A 25,499-nucleotide genomic window follows, 5' to 3' on the forward strand; every position below is an offset into this window, starting at 1 on the left:
GATGCAGCTAGTCATTGTGGAATCACCCGCGAAGTCCAAAACCATCAACAAATATCTCGGCAGTGATTACAAGGTTCTGGCGTCTTTCGGCCATGTGCGCGATTTGCCCGCCAAGGACGGCTCGGTGAAGCCGGACGATGATTTCGACATGATCTACGAAATCAGCGACGATAAAAGCAAGCAGATCAACGACATTGCCAAATATGCCAAAGAGGCCAGCAACATCATCCTGGCGACTGACCCCGACCGCGAGGGTGAGGCCATTTCCTGGCATGTGCTGGAAGTATTGAAGCAGAAGAAGGCGCTGAAAGCGGGCACCACGGTGCAGCGTGTGGTGTTCAACGAGATCACCCCGCGCGCGGTGAAAGAGGGCCTCGCCCATCCGCGCGAGCTGGATATGAACCTCATCAACGCCCAGCAGGCAAGGCGGGCGCTGGATTATCTGGTGGGGTTCAACCTCTCCCCCGTCCTCTGGCGCAAGCTGCCGGGTTCGCGCTCGGCCGGGCGCGTGCAGTCGGTCGCGCTGCGTTTGATCTGCGAGCGTGAAGGCGAGATTGAACGGTTTGAGAAAGAAGAATATTGGGATATCGCGGCGGAATTCATCACCCCCAAGGGTGCGAACATGAATGCCCGCCTGGTGCATTATGCCGGTGATAAATGCGAGAAATTCAGCTTCACCAACGAGGCATCCGCCAAAGGCGCCGTGGCCGCTCTGCAGGGCGCGAGCTACCAGGTGGCGGCGATCACACCCAAACAGGTGAAACGCCAGCCTTATGCACCGTTTACCACCTCTACCTTGCAGCAGGAGGCATCCCGCAAGCTTGGCTTTACCGCCAAGCGTACGATGCAGATCGCTCAGAAGCTTTACGAGGGCGTGCCGATCAACGGCGAGACGGTCGGCCTTATCACCTATATGCGTACCGATGGCGTCTATGTGGCCAATGAAGCCATTCAGCAGGCACGCCAGCTGATTGCCAAAGAGCATGGCGACGAATACCTGCCAAGCTCCCCGCGCATGTATCAAAGCAAGGCAAAGAACGCACAGGAAGCGCACGAGGCCATTCGCCCGACGGATATGTTCCGCACACCCGCGGCCATCGGCAGCCAGCTTGATGACGATATGCGCAAGCTCTACAACCTCATCTGGGTGCGAATGATCGCCAGCCAGATGGCCGCCGCCGTGCTTGACCAGCTGAGTGTGGACATTGCCAGCACAGACAAGAAACATGTGTTCCGTGCCAGTGGATCCCGCGTGGCATTCCCGGGCTTTTACGCGCTTTACCGCGAAGGTAATGACGATGGGGTGGATGAGGATGGCGAGCAGATTCTGCCGCCGACCAACCTCAATGACCCGATGAAGGCCAAGGAGATCACCACCGATCAGCATTTCACCGAACCGCCGCCGCGCTACAGCGAAGCCAGCCTGGTGAAGCGGATGGAAGAGCTCGGCATCGGGCGGCCGTCCACTTATGCCAGCATCATCTCCGTGCTGCAGGACCGGGAATATGTGAAGCTCGACAAGAAGCGCTTCATCCCCGAGGCGCGCGGTCGCATCGTGACCTCATTCCTTGAGTCGTTCTTCCATCGTTACGTGGAATATGATTTCACGGCGAAGCTGGAAACGGCGCTGGACGATGTTTCCGCCGGTGAGCGCAACTGGAAGCAGCTGCTGCGCGAATTCTGGAATGATTTTTCCGTCAATACCGAGCAGGCCAAAGCCCTGCCAGGGCCGGAGATCATTCAGCAGATCGAGAGCCTGCTCAGCGATTATCTGTTCCCCGGAAGCAAGGAAGGCAAAGGCGACCCGCGCGTGTGCCCTGCCTGCCAGAAAGGCACGCTGGGACTGAAGGCCGGCAAGTTCGGCGCGTTCCTGGGCTGCAGCAATTATCCGGAATGCCGCTATACCAGCCAGCTTGACGGACAGGCCAGCAAGGCGGAGGACGGCGAAGGCGGCGGCGAGGCCTTCCCGAAGATTCTCGGCAAGCACCCGGAAAGCGGGCATCCCGTGTCGCTTCGCAAGGGGCCGTATGGTGTGTATGTGCAGATTGACGATGGCAGCGAGAAGCCTAAGCGCCAGGGATTGAACAAGGGCCAGAAGGCCGAGACAGTGACGCTGGAGGATGCGCTGGCCTTGCTGGCGTTGCCGCGAACCGTCGGCAACCACCCGGAAACAGGCAAGCCGATTCGCGCAGGGATTGGACGTTTTGGCCCTTATGTTGAAAGCGGCGGTGTGTTTGCTTCCCTGCCCGCGGGTGTTTCGCCCATTGATATCGGCATGAACCATGCGGTGAGCCTGATTCAGGAAAAGGCCAACAAGGCCAAGGCGACGGCGGGCACGGTGCTGGGGCAGCATCCGGGCACGAAGAAAGATATCGTCCTGGTTTCCGGCCGTTACGGCCCGTATTTAAGGTATGGCACGAACAATGTGGCCATCCCGAAAGCCGAGCGTGAGAATGTGACGTTTGAGGCCGCCCTTGCGCTGGTGGATGCTGCCGGAGATGAGAAAAAAGGCGGCAAGAAGGGCGCGAAAAAGCCCGCCGCGAAAACCAAAAAGGAAACGACCAAGAAAGAAACGGCACCCAAAATGGAAAAGACCAAGGCTCCGGCGAAGGCGAAAGCGCCTGCCAAGGCCAAGACGACCAAGGCGAAATCGCCCGCCAAAAAGGCGGCGCCCGCGCGTAAAGCATCATGAAGCCGCGTAAACCAAAAGACGGTTTCGGCAAGGACAGGCCTTTCAAGGACAAAGGTTTTGGAGAGAAACGCGGCGGGTTTGGCGGCGGCCGCAAATTCGGCGATAAACCTTCCCGTTCTGGTGGCGGCCGCGGCTTCCGCGATGACCGGTTCAAGCCTGCTTCCGTGCCGGAAGTGTTTATTGTTGAGATAACCTCCATTGACGATCAGGGCGATATCATCGGTCAGCCGGTTCAGCCGGTGGCGGTGGAGCATGTGCTGCTGATTGCGCGGCCCGGCCACAGCATCGACGCCACGCTGGGCGACCATGTGCTGGTGAAGCTGGAGCGGCTGGAAGAAGGCCAGGCGGTCGCGACCATGATGCGCATTCTGCCGCGCCATCGCAGCGGCAGCATGGTGGGCGTGCTGGAGAAGGATGCCGATGGATGGCAGTTCCGCCCGAGCGGCCGGGAAGATTATGACATGTACCCCGTCGCCAAACCGTATGATGCGGACTGGGAACATGGGCAGATGGTGCGAGTGACCACGGGCGGCGCGGCGCGTGAGCGCTGGAGCCGTTACAACGCGCCGGAAGTCAAGGTGGTGGAGATATTGGCCGCCGATGCCAGCCGCGTGAGCCTTTTAAGCGTGCATGGGCACCATATCCCGATGGAGTTCAGCCCCGAGACGCTGAAGGAATGCAAAAAACTGAAAGACCCGGTGCCCTCCCCCAACCGTACCGATTTGCGTGAGTTGCCGCTGGTGACGATTGACGGTGAGGATGCACGGGATTTCGATGATGCCGTCTATGCCGAAAGGCTGGATAATGAATCAGGCCGCGCATGGCGGCTGATGGTAGCGATTGCCGATGTGGCGCATTATGTGCGGCACGGCACGGCGCTGGATGACGATGCGTTTGAGCGCGGCAATTCGGTCTATTTCCCCGACCGCGTGGTGCCGATGCTGCCGGAGCGGCTTTCCAACGACCTGTGCTCACTGCGCCCCGATGAGGACCGCTATTGCATGGCCATGGAAATGTGGCTGGACAAAACGGGAGCGCTGGTGGATTACCGGCTGCACCGTGCCATCATGCGCTCCCATGCGCGGCTGACCTATAACCAGGTGCAGGCAGCCATTGACGGCAAGCCGGATAAGCAGACCAAGCCGCTGCTGAAGACGGTGATTGAGCCATTATACGAAGTCTATCACCTGCTGGCGAAGCAGCGCGACGAGCGCGGGGCGCTGGAGATCGACAGCATCGAATACAAGGTGGATATCAGCGATACGGGCGAAGTGGCGGCCATTTATCCACGCCCGCGCTTTGAAAGCCATAAGCTGATCGAGGAATTCATGATCCTCGCCAACGTGGCGGCGGCGCGGCTGGTGCAGCGCGTGCGCATGCCGGGGCTTTACCGCAACCATGAAACGCCCTCGAAGGAAAAATCATTCGAGCTGCGCGATTATGTGAAGACGCTCGGGCTGGATATCCATATCGGCCCGAATATCAGCGCCAAGAATTTCAACGCGCTGCTGCATAAGGTGCGCGGCGAGCCCATCGCCCCCATGGTGAACCAGGCGGTGCTGCGCAGCCAGATGCAGGCGTTCTACGGACCGGAGCGAGTCGGGCATTTCGGGCTGGCGCTGAAGGATTATGCGCATTTCACCTCCCCCATCCGCCGTTACAGTGATCTGATCATCCACCGTGCATTGATTGCGGGGCTTCATCTGGGCGATGAAGGATTGAGCGCGGCGGAGACCAAGCGCATGGCCTCCATCGGCGAGCATATCTCCCTGACCGAGCGCCGCGCCATGACGGCCGAGCGCGAGGCGAAGGAACGTTATGCCATCATGTATCTGGCCAACCAGGTTGGCGAGGAAATGGAAGGGATGGTGTCGGGCTTTTCGCGCTCCGGCATGTTCGTGACGTTAAAGGATACGGGCGTGGACGGGTATATCCCGCTGGCCAGCCTGAACACGGATTTCTTTGTCATCAATGAGCGCAGCAAGACGGCGCGCGGACGCAATACGGGCAAGACCATCTCGCTTGGCGATAAGATGCGCGTGCGGCTGGAAGAGGCCAACAGCATCCAGAAGCGCCTGCGCCTGACATGGCTGGACGGCACGCGTGAAGATGGCGGCAGCACCGGCAAGCGTGAATTCCGCGGGCGTGAGGATCGTGGCGGGCGTGGCGCACCGCGTGGCGACAGGCCTTCCTTCCGTGATAAACCGCGCGAAGGCGGCTTCAAACGCCGTGAGGATGGCGAACGCCCGGCCTTCAAAAAACCGTGGGAAGAACGCCCTGCCCGCCAGGATGATGTATTGCCTGAGAAACGCGATGCAAAGCCTTGGGATAAAAAAGATAAACCATTCAAGTCACGTGATAATTTCAAGTCGCGCGGCGAAGGTGATTTTAAGCCGCGCCGCCGCGATGAGGATGAGCGTCCCGCAAGGGCTTATAAACCTCGGGAAGAAGGTGGCTTCAAGCCACGCGGGGAGCGTGGTAATGAAGGTGGTGAATTTCGCCCGCGCAAGCGATTTGAGGATGATCGCCCCGCCAGGGATGATAAAGGGTATCGCCCACGGCGCGATTATGGGGATGAACGCCCGGTACGACGCGAGGACGGGGACAGGCCGCGCCGGAGCTGGCAGGACAAGCCACCGCGACAAGATGATGTATCGCCTGAAAAACGCGATGCAAAGCCTTGGGATAAAAAAGATAAACCATTCAAGTCACGTGATAATTTCAAGCCGCGCGGTGAAGGCGACTTCAAACCGCGCCGCCGCGATGAGGATGAGCGCCCTGCCAGGGCCTTTAAGCCTCGGGAAGAAGGCGGTTTCAAGCCGCGCAGGGAACGCGGCGATGAGGGCGGCGAATTCCGCCCGCGTAAGCGCTTTGATGGCGACCGCCCTGCCGGGGATGACAGGGGCTACCGACCTCGCCGTGAAGATGGCGAACGGCCGCGACGCCCGGAAGGCGACGAACGCCCTGCCCGCCGGAAATGGACAGAGAAACCCCGTGAAGAAGGCAGTTTTACGCCGCGCCGAGAGCGCAGCGACGAGGGCGGCGAATTCCGCCCGCGCAAGCGTTTTGATGGCGACCGCCCGGCCAGGGACGGAGACAGGCCGCCACGCAGGCGGGACGACGCCCCGCGAGAGGAAGCCCGCCCACGCAAGCCGCGCGGTGAATTCAATGATTCCGGTAAAAAGCCCTTCAAGGGAAAGAGCCGCGACGGCGGGGGCGCAGGCGCACCATCGGCCAAGCGCGGCGGCGGGCGGCCTAAAAAAAGGTGATGGGCATGGTTCAATCTGGTAGGTTGCGCACATGGCTTATGTAGACGACATGCTTTTGCCCGGCGAAACGGTGAGTTACCGTGCGCGCATCAGCGCCATCATCTATCTGCCGGGCATCTGCTGGTGCGCTGTGGGGATGCTGGCCGCGAAATTTTTGCCGACCTGGGGTTTCCATTTTGGCGGCTTCTATCAACTTAAACGGCTCATTGGTTTCAGCGGGGCATTTCATCTGGATGAGGTGAACAATGCCATTGCGCTGGTGTGTTTTATCATCGGGGCGGTGCTGGTTATTCGGGGCATGGTGCAGGCGCTTTCCACGGAGCTGGCCATCACCAACCAGCGCGTGCTGGCAAAGTTCGGCATCACCAATATTGTGACGACGGAACTGGATCGCCGCAAGATCGCCGGGGTGATCATCGAACAGAGCATCAACGGGCGCATGTTCAATTACGGCAACATCAATCTGCGTGGTTACATGGGCAATATTTCGCCACATCTGCCTATCAGCAAACCGTTTGATTTTCAGAAGGCGGTGAATGAGCGCATCCGCCCGTTATCTTTTGAAAATAAATAGCAATCGGCGGTTAGTTACAATTTTAGTAAAATTGTAACTAACCATTCGAGGTTAGGATTTCACTAGGTTGGCGATGTCGTTGTAGGTGGTGAAGAGCATCAGCGAAATCACCAGCGCGAAACCGGCTTTGAAGAAGACTTCCTGAAGTTTTTCCGGCACGGGACGGCGTAGCAGCCCCTCCACGGCATAGAAAAACAGATGGCCGCCATCCAGCACGGGAATGGGGAAAAGATTCACCAACCCGAGATTGACCGAAAGCATGGCCATGAACCAGAGCACGGTGAGCCACCCCTGCGACATGGACTGGCCGGAATATTGCGCGATCTTGATCGGGCCGCCCAGTTCGTCCACGCTGCGCTGGCCGACGAGGATCTGCTTCAGGGCTTTGAGCGTATCCACGCACATGTTCCAGATTTCCTTCACGGCCTCCGGCAGGGCCTGCAGGAAGGGCATTTTCTCATAGACCACATCGTTGGCGGCCACGCCGATCATGCCGAGCTTTACTTTGTTGCCGAGTGCGTCGGTGGTTTCCTGCATCTTGGGCGTGAGGGTGATTTCGATCTTTTTGCCTTCGCGCTCGATTACCAGCGGCAGAGGTTCCGCCGGGTGGATGCGCACAATGCGCTGAAGCTCGGCGAATTTGGTGACGGGCTCGCCATCCACCATGGTGATGCGGTCCCCTGGGAGGATGCCGGCAGCTTCGGCCGCGCCGCCCTTTACCAGGCTGGAGACGACCGACGGCGTGGTGGGGTGACCAAGAAAGGCGAAAAAACCCCAGAGAATAACAGTGGCCAGCAGAAAGTTGGCGGCGGGGCCGGCGGCCACGATGGCCGCGCGCTTGTGTAGGGGCTTGAAGGGGAATGCCTGGGCCTTGTCTTCCTCGCTCATGGCGGCGACGGCATCTTTATCCGTGCGGCTGGAGGCATCGGCATCGCCAAACATCTTCACGAAGCCGCCCATGGGCAGCCAGGCTATTTTCCAGCGCGTGCCGCGCTTATCCGTCCAGCCGAAGAGCTCGCGGCCGAAGCCGATGGAAAATTGCTCGATTTTCACGCCGCAGAGACGGGCGACATAATAATGGCCGAATTCGTGAATGAACACGATGACCGAAATGATCAGAAAAAACGCGAAAGCGTAATGAAGGCCATGCAGGATTGTATCCATGATATCAAGCCACTATTCGTTGTTTTTGAAGCAGTTGCTCAACCCATCCACGGGCTTGTGCGTCCAGCTCGCAGGCTGCTTCAATGGTATCTGGCGAGGTGGATTCTACCCCATCCAGACATGAACTCACAAGTGAAGGAATGTCCATAAATCCGGTGCGGCCTTTCAGGAAGGCATCCACGGCCACCTCGTTGGCGGCATTGAGCACGCAGGTGGCGCCGCCGCCCGCTTCCATGGCCTGACGCGCCAGCCCAAGGCAGGGGAAGCGGTCATTGTCCACATGTTCGAAATTCAGGGAGCCAAGCGTGGCGAGATCCAGCTGCGGACTGGCATAGGGTATGCGATGCGGCCAGGAAAGTGCCTGGCTGATGGGTACGCGCATGTCCGGGCAGGCAAGCTGGGCGAGCGTGCTGCCGTCCCGATAGGAGGCAAAGGCGTGGATGGTGGATTCCGGGTGCACCAGCACATCCAGTTGGGCGGAGGAAAGGCCGAAAAGCAGCCCGGCTTCGATGATCTCCAGCCCCTTGTTCATCAGCGTGGCGGAATCCACCGAAATTTTGGCGCCCATGGGCCAGTTGGGGTGTTTGACGGCCTGTTCCGGCGTGGCCGCCATGAGCTGATTTTTGCTCCAGGTGCGAAACGGGCCGCCAGAGGCCGTTAGCGTAACCCGGGCCAGCTGGGCGCGGTGGCTTTCGCACCATATCTGGAAAAGGCCGTTATGCTCGGAATCCACCGGGAGAAGAAAAGTGCCGTGTTTCCTGACGGCATGGGCGACGACATCGCCTGCTGCAACGAGGCATTCCTTGTTGGCAAGCGCCACGACGGCGCCCTGTTCTATTGCGGCCAGCGTAGGGGCCAGACCGGCAAAGCCGGTGATGCCCGCCACGGCAATGTCGCATGGCATGCGGGCGGCCTCCAGCACGGCCTGCTGGCCAGCGGCGCAGGCGATGCCGGTGCCTTCCAGCAGTTGACGAAGCTGGGGAAGCTCGGATTCATCGGCCAGCACGGCCATGGATGCCTGGTGCTGTTTGGCCTGTTCGGCCAGTAGCGCGGCGTTGCGGTGGGCAACCAGGGCGATGACGGAGAAATTCTCCTTATTCTCACCGATGAGCGACAGGGTGTTCTTGCCGATGGAACCGGTGGAACCCAGCACCGTGATGCGGCGGTGCATGCGGGTGTTCCATTTTTCCTGATGGATGTCGTTCGGCAGCAGGTTCATGCGGCCCACCACGAAAAACCATCTACCAGCCAGAGCAGCACCAGCATGGCGGGGCCGGCGGCGAGAAGGCCATCGAGCCTGTCCAGCAGTCCGCCATGGCCAGGGATGATGTGGCCGCTGTCCTTTTTGTTCAGCAGGCGTTTGAATTTGGATTCCAGCAGATCGCCCGCTTGGGAAGCCATGGAAACCAGCAGGCTGATGGCGATGACCTGCACGGTGTATTCCGGCAGCCAGCAATGGGCCACGCCGATGCCGACCATGCCCGCCATGGCCGTGCCGCCCATGGCGCCGGAGACGGTTTTGCCGGGACTGATGGCGGGCGCCAGCTTGGGGCCCTGAAGGGTTTTGCCGAAGGCATAACCGCCGATATCACTCGCCCAGACAATGCCCATGAGCCAGAGAAAATACCAGGGAACGGGGCTGACATGCACCAGCCAGATAAGCGGCATGACGCCCGCGGAAAGGTAGGCGATGCCGAGCAGTGTCCAGCCGCTTACCATGTGTTTTTTCATCAGCAGGGCCAGCGTCAACAGCGTGATGCCCAGCATGGTAAAGGCCGGTATGGGAAAACCGAGGGACAAGGTGATCCAAGCCAGCGCGGTGGGTAACAGGCTCCAGAGACGTTCTGCCTTGGGAATTTCCGTCAGATCCTGCCACTCCCTCAGCATAGCAAGGCCGAGAAGCAGCGCGAGTATCATGACCACGGAGCCGCCCATCGAGAGAAGCCATATAGCCAGCGGCATCAGCACAGCGGTGGAAATAAGCCGTTTTTTGAATTCCGGTTTCATCAGGCGGCTTCCTCCACACGGCCGAAACGACGCTGGCGGCTTTGAAAGGCGCGGATGGCCTTGTCCAGTTCCGTGCCATTGAAATCAGGCCACAGGGTATCGGTGAAATAGAGCTCCCCGTAGCTGGCCTGCCAGAGCAGGAAGTTGCTGATGCGGAAATCCCCGCCGGTGCGGATGAGCAGGTCGGGGTCCGGCACGTTGGGGGCATAGAGGCTGGCGGTGAGTGTTTCTTCCGTTATCCCATCGGGGGAGAGCTCGCCTTTTTTCACACGCGCGGCGAGCGAGCGGGCGGCATCGACAATTTCCTGCCTGCCGCCATAGCTCAGGGCCACCTGAACATGGATGGCCGTGTTTGAAGCGGTCTTTTTTTCCAGCGCGGCGAGTTTGTTTTGCGTAAGCTGCGGCAGGCGGCCGCGCTGGCCGATGATGGTGAGTTTGACGCCTTCGCGGTGGAGGCGCTCGGCCTCGCTGTCCAGGTATTCGCTGAGGAGGTTCATCAGCTCGTCCACCTCTTCACGCGGGCGCTGCCAGTTTTCGGTGGAAAAGGCATAGACCGTGAGGTGGGCGATGCCGACACGGGCGGCATGCTCGATGAGGTTGCTCAGGGCATCCGCCCCCTTGCGGTGGCCGAGCGTGCGCGGCATGCCGCGCTGCCTTGCCCAGCGGCCGTTACCATCCATGATGATGGCCACATGGACGGGCACCAGGCTGCCCTGCTCTTCCCGATCAGGCAGAAAGGATTTTGCCCATGCGCGCAGCCCACCCCTGCGGCCAGCGGCAGGCGCGGATGGCTTCAGCAATGTGGTGGTTGCGGGCACCGGCAGATCCAGCATCAAACCTGAAGGATCTCTTTCTCTTTGACCTTCAGATGCTCGTCGATCTGGGAAATATGCTTGTCCGTTTCGGTTTGCACCTTGTCGGATTCGCCCTTGGCGGCGTCTTCGGAAAGTTTGCCGTCCTTTTGGAGCTTCTTGACGTTTTCCATGCCGTCGCGGCGGACGTTGCGCACGGCTACGCGGGCGTTCTCGGCATATTTATGGGCGATTTTCACCAGCTCCTTGCGGCGTTCCTCGCTGAGATCGGGCAGAGGGACGCGGATAAGCTGGCCATCGGCCTGCGGGTTGAGGCCGAGCCCGGCATTGGCGATGGCTTTTTCCACCGCTTTCACGTTGCCCTTGTCCCACACCTGAACGGTGAGCAGGCGAGCTTCCGGCGCGCCGACAGTGCCGACCTGGCCGATGGGCATGTGGCTGCCATAGACTTCCACCTGAACATGGTCGAGCATGTTGGTGGAGGCGCGGTTGGTGCGGAGCCCGGCCAGTTCGTGCTTGAAGGACGCAACCGCGCCTTCCATGCGTTTTTTCACTTCGTTGAGATCGAAGACCATGATTTTCTCCTTTTTCTTTATTCGTAGATTTTGGTGTAGCGGCCGGTGCCTTTGATGGCGGCGGCAAAGCAGCCTTCATCCTGAATGGAGGTGACGAGGATGGGCATTTTATTTTCACGCGAAAGCGCGATGGCGGATGCGTCCATCACCTTCAGATGCTTGGCCAGCACTTCGGTATAGCTCAGGCTGTCATAACGGGTGGCGGCGGGGTTCTTTTTGGGGTCGTCGGTATAGACGCCGTCCACCTGGGTGCCTTTGATGAGGGCATCGCAGCCGAGCTCAATGGCGCGCAGCGCCGCGGCGGTGTCGGTGGTGAAGAAGGGATTGCCGGTGCCGGCGGCGCAGATGACCACGCGGCCGTGCTCCAGATGGCGGATGGCGCGGCGGCGGATATAGGGCTCGCACACCGAGACCATGGTGATGGCGGACAGCACGCGCGTATCCACGCCCATATTCTCCAGCGCGGCCTGTAGGGCGAGCGAATTGATGACGGTGGCCAGCATGCCCATGTAATCGGCGCTGGCGCGTTCCATGCCCGCATTGGCGGCGCTGATGCCGCGGAAGATGTTGCCGCCGCCGACGACCATGCAGATTTCCACGCCCATGTCGTGCACGCGCTTGATCTCGCCGCAGATCTGCTTCACCGTTTCGAGGTCCTGCCCGAAGGACTGAGCGCCCATGAGGGCCTCGCCGGAAATTTTGAGAAGAACGCGTTTGTATGGGGTGGCTTCGGCCATGGGGTCTCGCTTTGGCGGCTTGCTTTATCTGTCGGAATTACAGAACCGCACTGTGATAAAGAAAAATGCGGCTTCGCTCAAGTGCGGCGCATGGGTGTGCTTACGGTTTCAACCCATAATCGCTCAGTATGGGGGCTGCGGCCTCGCTGCTCAAAAATGCGATGAGATCGCGCCCGGCCTGCATGTTCTGCCCGGCCACCACGGCGGCGTGGTATTCCACCGGCTCGCACAGGGCGGGATTGAGCGGCAGCATGTGATAGCCCTTCATCTGGCCGCTCTGGCGGAACTGCTGGTACAGATTGGCGGTACCAACCCCTACCATGTCCTGCCCGGCATGGTTGAGGGCTTGCATCAGCGCCAGGGTGGATTCATATGCTATCATGCCTTTTCCGGAGGCTTCGTGCGGAACATAAAGGCCGCGCAGGCAATTGCGGGTGACATCCACCATCTCATCCTGACTGCCCGCCACCAGGGCGATGGGGCGGTGCATCAGCCAGTTACGCGTCTGGATGTTGTCGCGCATTACCTGCACACGGCGGGCGTCGTCGGCGACTTTAAACGCGTTTTTTACGGTACGGTTTTCCGGCTCCGCCCCCTGCCACAGGCTTGCACCGCCAATGCCTTGTGCGGGAAGCGGCGTCTGGCCGGTTTCTTCAGGCTCCGGCAAGGTACTGGCGATGGGGATGGCCTGTGCCAGCCGGTCCGATGCCATGACCACCAGGGGATCGGAAAAAATGCGTCGCTGGCTGTATATATCCAGAAGCCCCAGATTCTGAAGCTCCTTGAACCAGCCGGTATCGTCGACGACCATCACATCGGCCTCGTCGCCATCTTTGACGGATTCTGCCTGGGTGCCGGGGCTTTCCACCACCAGAACGACAGAGACGCCGCTTTTTTTGCTGTAAGCCCGCGCAAGGGCGGCCATGGGAGTGGAGATGGCCTCGGGCACCAGGACGGTGATGGATGGCATGTCGCGCAATTCGGCCTGGGTTTGCGCATGGGCAGGCGAAACCGCCGCCAGCAAGAGCATCAAAAAAATAAGGAGCCTATTTGCCCGCTTCATATTGACGCTTGAGCCGCCAGAAGGAAATGCTGCTGAACAGGATGGACACCATGTAGCCGATGCCGATGGCCAGCAACGTGCCCCATGGCTCAATGGTGAGCATCACCACCAGCAGCCCGGCCAGCACGGTGAACTGCATCACGTAATCGCGCCGGATGGTGAGGCGCTTGATGGAAAAGGTCGGGATGCGGCTGGCCATAAGGAAAGCGATGAAGAGGAAATAAAAGCCTGCGATCCAGGGGTTCTGGCCCCATTCCACATCATATTCGAAATTCAGCACCATCAGGATGACGCTGATGGAAGCGCCCATGGGCGCGGCCATGCCGGTGAAGAAGCGATTGGAGAAGGGATAGGGATCGGGCGCATCCAGCTTGCTGTTGAAGCGGGCCAAACGGATGGCGCAGCAGACGATGTAGAAAATGGACATGGCCCAGCCGACGCGGTTGATCTGCTCCAGGCTCCAGAGATACATGACAATGGCGGGCACCACGCCGAAATTGACGAAATCCGACAGCGAATCCAGCTGCGCGCCGAAATTGCTGGTGGCTTTCAGCAGCCTGGCCAGGCGGCCGTCCATGCCATCCATGACGGCGGCAACGATGATGGCCGCCACGGCCTTTTCCCAGCTGCCCGCCAGCGCAAACCGAATGGCCGACAGGCCCACGCACATGCCGAGCAACGTGAAGGCGTTGGGCAGTATGTAGATCAGCGGGAGGTTGCGCGGCAGGGCCATGGTTTACTCAGCGTTGGCGGCAGTTGGTTTGGCTTTCTTCACGGCGGGCAGTTCCGCCAGCACGGTTTCGCCGCCGACGATGGTCTGGCCGACCAGCACCTTGCAGGTGGAGCCTTTGGGCAGGTAGACATCCACCCGGCTGCCGAAACGGATGAGGCCGAAGCGCTCGCCCGCCAGCAGCTGCTGGCCGATTTTCACGGTGGTGACGATGCGGCGCGCCACGAGGCCCGCGATTTGCACCACGCCGATGGACTGGCCGCCCGGGGTTTCCACCGTCATGAGCTGGCGCTCGTTCTCCTCGCTCGCCTTATCCAGCGAGGCGTTGATGAATTTGCCGGGGATGTAATACATGTGCGAGACTTTACCGGCCACCGGGGTGCGGTTGACGTGGCAGTTGAACACGTTCATGAAGACGCTGACGCGCTCCAGCGGCTCGCTGCCCAGGCCGAGCTCGGCGGGCGGGACGATTTGCGTGCGCATTTGCAGAATGCCGTCCGCCGGGGAGACGATCAGGTTGCCCTCCTGCGGTGTAAAGCGCTCCGGATCGCGGAAGAAATAGATGCACCAGAGGGTGAGCACCACGCCGGTCCAGCCCAGTACGTCGGAAATGGCCATCAGGATGATGGTGACGACGGCGAAGATGGCGATAAAGGGGTAGCCCTCCTTATGGATGGGCACCAGAAAGCCGCTGATGGTGTCGACCAGGTGGTTACGTTTGGGTTCCATGTTCTATGCACTCTTTTTCAGATTATTATTCAGGGCACTGTTAAAACGCTCTGCCACTTTATCGATAAAGGCTCCAGTGGAAAGGTAGGCCTGGTTATTGCCAACCAATAAAGCCAGGTCTTTGGTCATGAAGCCAGCTTCCACGGTGCCGATGGTGGTTTGTTCCAGTAATTCGGCGAAAGCGGCCAGTTCCTTGTTGCCGTCGAACTTGGCGCGATAGCCGAGGCCGCGCGTCCAGGCGAAGATGGAGGCGATGGAGTTGGTGGAGGTCTCCTTGCCCTGCTGGTGCTGGCGGTAATGGCGGGTGACGGTGCCGTGGGCGGCTTCGGCCTCCACGGTTTTGCCGTCCGGGGAAACGAGAACGGAGGTCATGAGGCCGAGGGAGCCGAAGCCTTGGGCGACCGTGTCGGACTGGACATCGCCATCGTAGTTTTTGCAGGCCCAGACGAAGGCGCCTTCGGACTTGAGGCAGTAGGCCACCATATCGTCGATGAGGCGGTGTTCGTAGAAGATGCCCAGTTTTTCGAACTCGGCCTTGAATTCCTTCTCGTAAATCTCCTGGAAGATATCCTTGAAGCGGCCGTCATAGGCTTTAAGGATGGTGTTTTTGGTGGAGAGGTAGACCGGCCATTTTTTGGTGATGCCGTAATTGAGGCAGGAACGGGCGAAGCCGCGAATGGATTCATCGAGGTTGAACATGCCCATGGCCACGCCGGAACCGGGGAAGCTGAACACTTCATGCTCAATCGGCGCGCCGCCGTCGGCGGGCTTGAAGCTGATGGTGAGTTTGCCCGCGCCCGGCACCACGAAATTGGTGGCGCGGTACTGGTCGCCATAGGCGTGACGGCCGATGACGATGGGCTGCGTCCAGCCCGGCACGAGGCGGGGGACGTTTTTGCAGATGATGGGCTCGCGGAAGACGGTGCCGTTCAGGATGTTGCGGATGGTGCCGTTGGGGGATGGCCACATTTTTTTGAGGGAAAACTCCTTCACGCGGGCTTCGTCCGGTGTGATGGTGGCGCATTTGACGGCCACGCCGTGTTCTTTCGTGGCGTTGGCGGCTTCGACCGTCACCTTGTCGTCGGTTTCGTCCCGGTGCTCGATGGAGAGATCGAAATAACGGATGTCGATATCGAGGTAGGGGTTGATGAGCTTGTCCTTGATCATCTTCCAGATGATGCGCGTCATCTCGTCGCCGTCCATCTCCACGATGGGGTTTGCTACCTTGATTTTTGACATGTTGCTGGCTCCACTTTTATAGCGGGCATAAACTTAGCATCCGCCAGCATCTGTGCAAGGAGATGTTGCAAAAGCCTATTACAGCTAGTCTTTATTTTTTATGTGAAACTTTATTCCAGCCCATAGGCAGGCTGAACCAATGCCAACAAAGCCAGGCAGGTACTCTTCCGAAAGTCCCCAGCCATAAGCTTTGTTGGCATAATCTATGATAAAGAAAGCCGATAAGCCGAAAGGAAGAATATACCAAGAGCTTGGTTCATTCTTTCCTTCCATGAATGGCTTACTCGCCCTGAGCCTGGGAATAACCGCGCTCGCCATCGAAACGGTAGAGATGCTCGGTCTTGATAAAATCGAGGCCGACGGCGCTGGCTTGCTCGAGGATCTGCACCACCTGCTTGTGGGTGATGGTGCCGCCTTCGGGCGAGGCCATGAAGGCTGCGCGCCAGTGGTCGCCGCAATCCAGGCCCTTGATGGGGTCCGGGTAGACTTTGAGGCCACGGGCGGTGAGCATGGTGAATTTGGCGCCGTCCACCTTGATGGATTCCAGCTTTTTGCCGAGTTCTTCCGGCTTGCCGGTGAAGTCGATGAAGACATCAAGGCCGACCAGTTCCTTTTTGGCCCTGGGGCGTTCCTTCAGCTTGATAGTGAGCGGGCCTTGTTTGCCTTCGCCAAGCCTTGCGGGACGGAATACCTGCGGCTCCTTGCCGAGATTCTCGATGACCGCATCGGCGAACTGCTCGGTGGTGGCCTTCACCTTGCTGGTGCCCTGGGCATAGATATCCGCCGTGTGGATGCCCTGCTCGATGGTGCAGAGCCAGGCATTCTGGATTTTGGCGGCGATGTCGGACTGGCCGATATGGACCAGCATCATCAGCGCCCCCTGCAGCAGGCCGGAGGGGTTGGCGATGTGCTTGCCGGCGATATCCGGCGCGGAGCCGTGAATGGCTTCGAACATCGCGACTTCCTTGCCGATATTGGCGGAGCCAGCGAGGCCGACTGAGCCGGAAACGTCGGCGGCAATGTCGGAAATGATGTCGCCATAGAGGTTCAGCGTCACGATGACGTCGAACACTTCCGGACGGGTGGCGATGCGGGCGGAGCCGATATCGATGATGTAATGTTCGGCTTCGATCTGCGGGTATTCCTTGGCGACCTCGTTGAACACCTTATGGAACATGCCATCGGCAAGTTTCATGATGTTGTCCTTGGTCATGCAGGTGACCTTGCGGCGGTTGTTGCGCACCGCGTATTCGAAGGCGTAACGGACGATCTTCTCGGAACCCGGCCAGGTGAGCAGCTTCAGGCACTGGTAGGCGTCGTTGGTCTGGCGGTGTTCGATGCCCGCGTAGAGATCTTCCTCGTTCTCACGCACAATCACCATGTCCATGGCAGGGTGGTGGGTGCGAACGAAAGGAGAATAGGCCACGCAGGGGCGCACGTTGGCATAAAGACCAAGCGTTTTGCGCAGCGTGACGTTAAGGCTTTTGTAACCGCCGCCCTGCGGGGTGGTGATGGGGGCTTTCAGCAGCACCTTGGTGCGGTTGATGGATTCCCAGGCCTCGGGCGCTAGGCCGGATGTGTGACCCTGTTCGTATTTTTTGGCGCCGACCTCGATCACCTCAATCTGCAGATTTGCCCCGGCTTTGCGCAGGATGTGGAGCGTGGCTTCCATGATTTCGGGGCCGATTCCGTCTCCGTAGGCAACTGTAATGGGGGTAGCGGGCATGTGGCGTAAACTCCAAAAAATCTTAAATCGCTCCCAGCTTGTTAAGGCAAGCAGGTAAAGCAAGGGTTAAGGGGAGTTAGCAAAATGGCCTTTGAAAGGCAAATTTCTTAATCGTCATTCTCGGGCATGCATCGCATGAACCGAGAATCCATGGTTGCGGCTCGATAGATCCCCGGTTCGCGCGTTGCGCGCCCGAGGATGACATCCGTCAGGATTTTAACTGGCGATTGCTTTGACGTAATGCCGGACGGCCTCGATGGACTGGTCCGCTGCATCGGCATTGGGGCCGCCGCCTTGGGCAAAGTCAGGGCGTCCACCCCCTTTCTGGCCGCCGACGGCCTGCACGGCGGAGGTGACGGCATCCACAGCGTTGAGCTTTTCAAGCAGGTCGTTGCTGACGGAGACGACCACGGCGGCCTTGCCGTTATCGCGTGAGACGAGGGCCAGCACGCCGGATGGCAGTTTGGCACGGAACTGGTCGGCTACGTTACGGAGTTCCTTGGCAGGAAGATCGTCGAACACGCGGCCGATGAAAGAGACCGAGCCGATGGTCTCGGGCTTGTCGTCATTGGCGGTGCCGCCTGCACCACCCCCTGAGCCCATGGTGGCGAGTTTGGTCTTGAGCTGCTGGAGTTCGCGCTCCTGATTGCGGGTTTGTTCGGAAAGGGTGGCGACGCGATCGGGCAGTTCATTGGGGCCGGTGCGGAGTTCGCCCGCGGCTTTGAGCAGAAGGGACTGCTGCTGCTTGAGGGCGTTCCATGCGCCTTCGCGGGTGCAGGCCTCGATGCGGCGGACACCGGCGGAGACGGAGGATTCCGACAATATGGTGAAAAGGCCGATATCGCCGGTGCGGGCCACGTGGGTGCCGCCGCAGAGCTCCACGGAATAGGCTTTGCCATCTTCACCCGGCAGGCCCATGGAAAGCACGCGGACTTCGTCGCCGTATTTCTCACCGAAAAGCGCCATGGCACCGGCTTCGATCGCCTGGTCGGGCGTGGAGAGGACGGTGGAGACTTCGCTATTCTGCCAGATGAGGCGGTTGACCTCGGCTTCGATGGTGGCCCATTCCTCGCGGCTGAGGGCGCCGTTATGGGAGAAGTCGAACCGCAGGCGGTCGGCGGAGACCATGGAGCCCTGCTGGGTAACATGGCCGCCCAGCTGCCTGCGCAGCACGGCATGGAGCAGGTGCGTGGCGGAATGGTTCGCGCGGGTGCGGTCGCGGTGGTCGATGTCGATTTTCAGTTCGGCGGCATCGCCCACGGCGATGGAGCCTTCCTTCACGGTGCCGATGTGGGTGAGGAATTCTTCCAGCGGCTTTTGGGTGTCGGTAATGTCGACTATAGCGCCGCCCGCGAAGGTGATGGTGCCTTTGTCGCCCATCTGGCCGCCGGATTCGCCGTAGAAAGGCGTCTGGTTGAAGACGAGTGCGACCTTTTGGCCTTTGGCGGCTTTGTCGGTCTGTTTGCCGTCCACCACGATGGCTTTCAGCACACCCTGGGCTTCGTTCAGGCGATAGCCGAGGAACTCGCTCGCACCGGTTTGCTCCTTGATGCCGAACCAGATGCTGTCCTTGCCTTTTTCGCCGCTGCCGGACCAGGCTTTGCGGGCTTCGGCCTTCTGGCGGGCCATGGCGGCGTCGAAGCCTTCCTGGTCCACCTGCTTGCCCTGACCGCGCAGGATGTCGGCGGTGAGGTCCACCGGGAAGCCGAATGTATCGTAAAGCTTGAAGGCGACCTCGCCGGAGAGCTTGCCGCCTTCGGCGATTTTTTTGGATTCATCCTCCAGCAGGGCCATGCCGCGGCCGAGCATGGACTGGAAGCGCTCTTCCTCGGATTTGAGGGTTTGCTGGATGAAGGCGCTGGCGCGGCCGAGTTCGGGATAGGCCTCGCCCATTTCCGTTACCAGAGCCGGGAAAAGCTGGTGCATCAACGCGCCCTTGTAGCCGATATGGTGCACATGGCGCATGGCGCGGCGCATGATGCGGCGAAGGACATAGCCCCTGCCCTCGTTGGACGGCACGACGCCATCGGCCATCAGGAAGCTGCTGGCGCGAAGGTGATCGGCAATGACGCGGAAGGAAGCGGTGTGTTTGCCTTCGGCCTTCACGCCGGTGATGCGCTCGGCGGCGTTGATGAGTTTGACGAAGAGGTCGGTCTCGTAATTATTATGCACGCCCTGCAGCACGGCGGCGATGCGCTCCAGCCCCATGCCGGTGTCGATGGAGGGTTTGGGGAGTTTCTCGCGCTTGCCGTCAGCGAATTGCTCGTACTGCATGAAGACGAGGTTCCAGACCTCGATAAAACGGTCGCCATCCTCATCCGGGCTGCCGGGAGGGCCGCCGGGGATTTCCGGGCCGTGGTCGTAGAATATCTCGGAGCATGGGCCGCAGGGGCCGGTGTCACCCATGGACCAGAAGTTGTCGCTGGTGCTGATGCGGATGATTTTTTCCGGCGGCAGGCCGATGGTTTTGTTCCAGATGCCGTAGGCCTCTTCATCGTTATGATAGACGGTGACGAGGAGTTTTTCTTTCGGCAGGCCGAGCACTTCGGTCAGGAATTTCCAGGCGAAAGGAATGGCGTCGGTTTTGAAATAATCACCGAAGGAAAAGTTGCCGAGCATCTCGAAAAACGTGTGGTGGCGGGCCGTGTAGCCGACATTGTCGAGGTCGTTATGCTTGCCGCCTGCGCGCACGCATTTCTGTGCCGTGGTGGCGCGGGGGCTTTCCGGCTTTTGCTTGCCGGTGAAGATGTCCTTGAACTGGACCATGCCGGAATTGGTGAACATCAGGGTTGGGTCCTGATGAGGCACCAGAGGGCTGGAGGGCATGATTTTGTGGCCCTGCCCGGCAAAATAATCGAGGAACGCGCGGCGGATATCGTTGATGCTGGTGGGCTTGGTCATTCCGGTTCTTCTGTGCCTATGGTGGCAATTTAGTTTCTTTACAGAGAGAGGGGGTGGCATGAGTCATCCCCCCCTCACCCAGCTCCGGCTAGCCTCACTTTATTTGCCTATGCTCTGCGCTCCGCGCAACCGCTTTCGGCATAAAGTTCAGCAAGCCTGCGCAGCCCTCTCCCCCCGGAAGGGGGAGAGGGTACTTTAGGCGGCGTCGGCGTCTTCCAGGGAGTCCTCTTCCGTCACCTTGGCTTCGAACATGGTGGTGTTCTGGCCGGCCTGTTTGCGGATGGCGTTCTCAATCTCCTGCGCCATGGCGGGGTTGTCGCGGAGATACTGTTTGGCATTCTCGCGGCCCTGGCCGATGCGGGTGGAATTGTAGGAGAACCAGGCGCCGGATTTTTCCACCAGGCCGGTTTTCACGCCGAGGTCGATCAGTTCGCCCAGTTTGGAGATGCCTTCGCCATACATGATGTCAAATTCGACCTGCTTGAAAGGAGGCGAAACTTTGTTCTTCACTACTTTCACGCGGGTCTGGTTGCCAACGACCTCGTCCTTGTCCTTGATGGAGCCGATGCGGCGGATGTCGATGCGCACGGAGGCATAGAATTTCAGCGCGTTGCCGCCGGTGGTGGTTTCGGGGTTGCCGAACATCACGCCGATTTTCATGCGGATCTGGTTGATGAAGATGATCATGCAGTTGGTGCGGCTGGTGGAGGCCGTCAGCTTGCGCAGGGCCTGGCTCATCAGGCGGGCCTGGAGGCCCATGTGCGAATCGCCCATCTCGCCTTCGATCTCGGCCTTGGGGGTCAGGGCCGCGACGGAGTCGATAACGATCACATCCACCGCGCCGGAACGCACGAGCGTGTCGGCAATCTCGAGCGCCTGCTCGCCGGTGTCAGGCTGGGAGATGACGAGTTCGTCGATATTCACGCCGAGCTTTTTGGCATAGGCGGGGTCGAGCGCGTGCTCGGCATCGATGAAGGCGCAGGTGCCGCCTTTCTTCTGAGCCTCTGCCAGCACATGCAGCGTGAGGGTGGTTTTACCGGAGCTTTCCGGGCCGAAAATCTCGATGATGCGGCCGCGCGGCAGGCCGCCGATGCCGAGGGCAAGGTCAAGGCTGATGGAGCCGGTGGAAACCGCATCGACTTCCACGGTCGGGCGCTGGCCCAGTTTCATGATCGAACCTTTGCCGAAGCTGCGCTCAATCTGGCTCAGTGCCGCTTCCAATGCCTTATTCTTGTCCATAACCACTCCTACATATTTGTTGGGTGGAATGTACTACTTCCCCGGAAGGATGCAAGGGGCAGCTTTGGTTTTGTTATCGCGTTTTTGGCGGAATGGCTGGATTCCGCCATTTTTTGTAACAAATATTTTTGATGTTGTTTTTAGGAAGGCAACAGATCCCCGGTTCGCGCTGCGCGCGCCCGAGGATGACAGGTTGGCTAAGCGCGGGACGCGCTAAGCAACCTGTCACTTGCTGGTGACTTCCTTCACCTTCTCAGCCAGTTGCTTGAGGGTGAATGGCTTGGGCAGGAAGAAGAATTCGTTCTCGCTGTCTTCCATTTTGCCGAGTGCATCCTCGGCATAACCGGAGATGAAGATGACCTGAAGATTGGGGAAGGATTTCCAGACTTCCTTGACCATGCTGGGGCCGTCGATGCCGGGCATGATGACGTCGGAGATGATGAGCTCCACCTTGTTGCCTTCGGCCTGCATCAGCTCGATGGCGGCCTCGCCACAATCGGCCTCCAGCACGGTGTAGCCCTTGTTGCGCAGTGCGCGGGAGGCGAACATGCGCACCGGCGCTTCGTCTTCCACCAGCAGGATGGTGCTTTTCCCCGTCAGGTCGGCATTGGCGACACTGCCGGCGGCGTCACTGTCGGCGGTGACGGTTTTCTTCTCCACTTCAGGCTCATAACGCTTGAAGAGAAGCGCGAAGGTGGTGCCCTTGTTCTCTTCACTGGCGACGAAAATATGGCCGCCCGTCTGTTTGATAATGCCATAGACGGTGGCAAGGCCGAGGCCGGTGCCCGCGCCGACTTCCTTGGTGGAGAAGAAGGGCTCGAAAATCTTGCGGATGATGTCCTTCGGAATGCCGGTGCCGGTGTCGATGACTTCGATCAGCACATAATCGCCGTTGGAGACGGGGTCCTCATCGGTCGGGCTGATCCAGTTTTTCGGCACAGGATGGGCGCGGTTGATCTGCATGCAGCTGCTGCGGATGCTGAGTGAGCCGCCGGAGCCGCTCATGGCGTCACGCGCGTTGACGGCAAGGTTGATGATGACCTGCTCGAACTGGCCGAGATCGACCTTCACCATGCCCAGGTCCTTGCCGTGGATCATGTTGAGTTCGATATTCTCACCGATCAGGCGACGAATGAGGTTGGAAAGCTCAGCCAGCACGTCGGTGATGTCGATGAGCTTTGGCTGGAGCGTCTGGCGGCGGGAGAAGGCGAGCAACTGACGCACCAGGTTGGCGGCGCGGTTGCCGTTCTGCTTGATCTGCATGATGTCGGCGAAGGACTGGTCGCCCGCCGGGTGGCGCATGAGCAGCAGATCGCAGAAGCCGATCATGGCGGTGAGAAGGTTGTTGAAATCGTGCGCGATGCCGCCCGCGAGCTGGCCGACGGCCTGCATCTTCTGCGAGTGGGCGAATTTTTCCTCAAGCGAGCGCTGCTCGGTGGTGTTGATGAGGTGCACGACCAGTTCGGCATTGCTGTCGCCGCTGCGCGGCAGGTGCGCGAGATAGAGCGAGGCGGTTTTGGGGATTTCGCCTTTGAGGACGATACTAACGGGTTTTTCAGGCGCTGACTGGTTGGTGCGCAGGATTTCGTTGATGCGCTCCACCACTTCGTTTTTGTGTTCGGCATCCACGATATCGACGATGCTGAGCCCGTGGGATTCATACTGGGCGATGTCGGTGAGCGAGGCGAAGAAGGCGTTGTAACGCAGAATCTGCCCATGCTTGTCCAGCAGGGCAATGCCCATCGGCGCATTGTCGAGCAGATCATTGAGATAGGCCGCACTGGTGGATTCCGTCACCTCATCGCTGAGCGTGCCGGATGCATGGCGGAAGGGATTGGGGCGATCCGTCGGGGCAATGACGGTGCAGCAGCCACCGGGCTGGCCATCGGCATCGATAAAGATTTTCTGCACCACGAAGGCCTTGGCCACCGTGCCGTTGGCGCGTTTGAAGAGCACTTCGCCTTCGAAACTGTCGAGCTCCAGCTTGGCATCGCGCGTGGTGGGGTTAATGTTGACGAGATCCTGGATGCGGATGCGCTTGTCGATGATCTCGTTATTGCCGTAGCCGAGCCATTGCTCAATGTCGGGATGAATAAAAAGCGGCGTGCCGACCTTGTCGAACGCACAAAAACCGAGCGGCGCGGCAAACAGCGCATCCTGCACGGCCTTGGGCAGGTTATGGGCGGGATGGTAGCCATCCTGCGCGGCCTGGGCGGGCTCGTTTTTGTCACTGGTGCGGCGGCGAAGGGGCGAGCAGCTGATGGCGAAATAGCCAACCGGGCGCGGAATGGGGCGAAGGGCGATACGCACCTTCTGGATATTGCCTTCCAGATCGCGCAATTCGCCGAAGATGACCTCGGATTGGCCGGCTTCCATGGCCGCGCGGATTTTAGCAGAGGATTCGGCGCTGATGCCGTCGCTTTCCAGAAGCGAGTCCAGCGAAGTCAGGCCGAAACGGCGCGCATCGGCGAACATTTTCTGATAATCGCTGCTGTAATAGGTGATGGTGCCGTTGCCCTTGACGATCAGCAAAAACAGGTTGTTCAGGTTGGCAATCGAGGAAAAAAGCGCGTTCTGGTATTCGGTCATCATCACCAGATCGCGGTTGTTCTGCGTCACGGTGATGGTGAACCAGGCCAGAATACCGAGAATGACGAAGCTTGCCATCATGACGGCGGCCACGCCGCCGATCAGCTCCATCCACCAGACAGAGGCATTGACGGCGATAAAGGCGAATAAAAAGGTTACGGCAATCACCTGCAGAGAGGGCTTGCGCGCGCGCACCATAAACTCCCGCACGCCCTTTTCATCCTGCGGTGGGCCATCCTGATAACGACGCTGCTCGGAACTCACGCTTTCTTACCCTGCTTAACGGTGCATGGGTTTGCATAGGGCATGAAGCTTAACGATTGGTAAGGAACAGCGCCAAAGGGGTTAAAAAAGCGCCGAATCATATACAATTTTTATTTTAGCTTGTTCCTGAGGCGGTACACATAGCCAATCACTTCCGCAACCGCCTGATAATGCTCGGTCGGCACTTCCTCGTCCAGATCCACGCTGGCATGCAGGGCCCGGGCAAGCGGCGGATTTTCTACCACCGGGACTTCATTTTCAAACGCGACGTCCTTGATGCGCTCGGCGACCTTGTCCACCCCCTTGGCCACCACGGCGGGGGCGGCCATGGTGGCACGGTCGTATTTCAGCGCCACGGCATAGTGGGTCGGGTTGGTGACCACCACATCGGCATGGGGCACGGCGGCCATCATGCGTTTGCGGGCGCGCTCGGCCCTGAGCTGGCGAATCTTACCCTTAATGTGGGGATCCCCTTCCTGCTCCTTATATTCCTCCTTGATCTCCTGCCGGGACATGCGGAGGTTCTTCATGTAATCATGCCGCTGATAGAGATAGTCGAACAAGGCGATGAAGGCCATGGCCACACAGATAGCGATCATCATGTTCACCACCACCGTATCCATGAACAGCAGGGAATTGTGGATATCGTAGCCGGTCAGCGGGTTGAGAAAGCCCAGCTTGGCATGCACCGACAAATAAGCCACCCAGCCAATGATGGTGATTTTGACGATACCCTTGAGCATTTCCACCACCGAGCGCATGGAAAACAGGCGACCCCAGCCTTTGATGAGGGAGAGCTTCTCCAGCTTTGGGGTGATGGATTCCACCGAAAAGACTATGCGATGCTGGATCATGTTGCCCGCCAGAGCGGCGACGATCATGGCGCCGATCAGCAGAAAACAAATCCCCATGGCCTTCATCCAGATGCTCCAGCCAATGCGGCGAAGCGAGCCGTCATCGGCAAAGAATGTGTGGGGCTCCGTAACGAACACGGCGAAATTCTGAACCGTCATGGTGGCGGCTTTCGGCAGCACGGCGCCGATCATGAAGGTCATGGCCACGAACATGAAGAAACTCACCAGCTCGCGCGAAGTGACCACCTGCCCGCGCTTGAAGGCTTCTTCCAGCCGTTTCTGGGTTGGGTCTTCTGTCTTCTGCGACTTATCGGTGTTTTCATCCCCTGCCATGC

At 59.5% G+C, this 25,499-nt stretch carries 19 protein-coding genes; 3 read left to right on the top strand and 16 right to left on the bottom strand.

The window, feature by feature from the left end:
- The first annotated feature begins 1 nt into the window (after window position 1).
- Genes topA through GC177_07450 form a run of 3 tightly spaced genes read left to right on the top strand, consistent with a single transcriptional unit; the run spans window position 2 to window position 6,535 of the window.
- Entirely contained in the window at window positions 2–2,692 is a 2,691-nt protein-coding gene (gene topA / locus GC177_07440) for a type I DNA topoisomerase (protein MBI1275788.1), read from the top strand.
- Window positions 2,689–5,961, top strand: coding sequence for a ribonuclease R (gene rnr / locus GC177_07445; protein ID MBI1275789.1), 3,273 nt, complete (start codon window positions 2,689–2,691; stop codon window positions 5,959–5,961). The genes topA and rnr overlap by 4 nt, the downstream gene beginning before the upstream one ends.
- Window positions 5,962–5,992: 31 nt before the next feature.
- The gene (locus GC177_07450) at window positions 5,993–6,535 is read left to right on the top strand and encodes a PH domain-containing protein (GenBank protein MBI1275790.1); all 543 of its coding nucleotides are present in this window, start codon (window positions 5,993–5,995) and stop codon (window positions 6,533–6,535) included.
- A 51-nt stretch (window positions 6,536–6,586) separates the two neighbouring features.
- Here the strand turns inward: GC177_07450 and rseP are convergent, their stop codons facing one another.
- The 16 genes from rseP to flhB all read right to left on the bottom strand — a co-directional run bounded on the left by rseP (window position 6,587) and on the right by flhB (window position 25,497).
- On the bottom strand, window positions 6,587–7,699 hold the full coding sequence (gene rseP, locus GC177_07455) for an RIP metalloprotease RseP (protein ID MBI1275791.1): 1,113 nt from the start codon (window positions 7,697–7,699) through the stop codon (window positions 6,587–6,589).
- A 4-nt stretch (window positions 7,700–7,703) separates the two neighbouring features.
- Window positions 7,704–8,870, bottom strand: coding sequence for a 1-deoxy-D-xylulose-5-phosphate reductoisomerase (locus GC177_07460; GenBank protein ID MBI1275792.1), 1,167 nt, complete (start codon window positions 8,868–8,870; stop codon window positions 7,704–7,706).
- 44 nt (window positions 8,871–8,914) lie between these two features.
- A complete protein-coding gene (locus GC177_07465; GenBank protein MBI1275793.1) occupies window positions 8,915–9,706 on the bottom strand; it encodes a hypothetical protein in 792 nt (263 codons plus the stop codon).
- Entirely contained in the window at window positions 9,706–10,539 is an 834-nt protein-coding gene (locus tag GC177_07470; protein ID MBI1275794.1) for an isoprenyl transferase, read from the bottom strand. Before GC177_07470 ends, GC177_07465 begins: the two co-directional genes overlap by 1 nt.
- The gene (locus GC177_07475) at window positions 10,539–11,093 is read right to left on the bottom strand and encodes a ribosome recycling factor (GenBank protein MBI1275795.1); all 555 of its coding nucleotides are present in this window, start codon (window positions 11,091–11,093) and stop codon (window positions 10,539–10,541) included. The genes GC177_07470 and GC177_07475 overlap by 1 nt, the downstream gene beginning before the upstream one ends.
- Before the next feature lie 17 nt (window positions 11,094–11,110).
- Entirely contained in the window at window positions 11,111–11,830 is a 720-nt protein-coding gene (locus GC177_07480) for a UMP kinase (protein ID MBI1275796.1), read from the bottom strand.
- A gap of 100 nt (window positions 11,831–11,930) precedes the next feature.
- Window positions 11,931–12,893 (bottom strand): hypothetical protein, encoded by a 963-nt coding sequence (locus GC177_07485; protein MBI1275797.1) that lies wholly within the window; start codon window positions 12,891–12,893, stop codon window positions 11,931–11,933.
- Complete coding sequence (locus tag GC177_07490; protein MBI1275798.1) at window positions 12,877–13,626, bottom strand: CDP-diacylglycerol O-phosphatidyltransferase; 750 nt, start codon at window positions 13,624–13,626, stop codon at window positions 12,877–12,879. Before GC177_07490 ends, GC177_07485 begins: the two co-directional genes overlap by 17 nt.
- A gap of 3 nt (window positions 13,627–13,629) precedes the next feature.
- Window positions 13,630–14,352, bottom strand: coding sequence for a phosphatidylserine decarboxylase (locus tag GC177_07495; protein MBI1275799.1), 723 nt, complete (start codon window positions 14,350–14,352; stop codon window positions 13,630–13,632).
- A gap of 3 nt (window positions 14,353–14,355) precedes the next feature.
- The gene (locus GC177_07500; GenBank protein MBI1275800.1) at window positions 14,356–15,591 is read right to left on the bottom strand and encodes an NADP-dependent isocitrate dehydrogenase; all 1,236 of its coding nucleotides are present in this window, start codon (window positions 15,589–15,591) and stop codon (window positions 14,356–14,358) included.
- Between the two features lie 84 nt (window positions 15,592–15,675).
- On the bottom strand, window positions 15,676–15,864 hold the full coding sequence (locus tag GC177_07505) for a hypothetical protein (protein ID MBI1275801.1): 189 nt from the start codon (window positions 15,862–15,864) through the stop codon (window positions 15,676–15,678).
- Between the two features lie 7 nt (window positions 15,865–15,871).
- Window positions 15,872–17,317 carry an NADP-dependent isocitrate dehydrogenase gene (locus GC177_07510; protein ID MBI1275802.1) on the bottom strand — a complete coding sequence of 482 codons (1,446 nt, stop codon included), beginning with the start codon at window positions 17,315–17,317 and terminating at the stop codon, window positions 15,872–15,874.
- Between the two features lie 216 nt (window positions 17,318–17,533).
- Entirely contained in the window at window positions 17,534–20,218 is a 2,685-nt protein-coding gene (gene alaS, locus GC177_07515) for an alanine--tRNA ligase (GenBank protein ID MBI1275803.1), read from the bottom strand.
- Between the two features lie 195 nt (window positions 20,219–20,413).
- Entirely contained in the window at window positions 20,414–21,457 is a 1,044-nt protein-coding gene (recA, locus tag GC177_07520; protein ID MBI1275804.1) for a recombinase RecA, read from the bottom strand.
- Window positions 21,458–21,682: 225 nt separating this feature from the next.
- Window positions 21,683–23,932, bottom strand: coding sequence for a response regulator (locus tag GC177_07525; protein ID MBI1275805.1), 2,250 nt, complete (start codon window positions 23,930–23,932; stop codon window positions 21,683–21,685).
- Between the two features lie 488 nt (window positions 23,933–24,420).
- Window positions 24,421–25,497 carry a flagellar biosynthesis protein FlhB gene (gene flhB / locus GC177_07530; protein MBI1275806.1) on the bottom strand — a complete coding sequence of 359 codons (1,077 nt, stop codon included), beginning with the start codon at window positions 25,495–25,497 and terminating at the stop codon, window positions 24,421–24,423.
- Between the last annotated feature and the right edge of the window lie 2 nt (window positions 25,498–25,499).

Source organism: bacterium, from assembly GCA_016124905.1.
GTDB lineage: Bacteria > Pseudomonadota > Alphaproteobacteria > Rickettsiales > RI-342 > RI-342.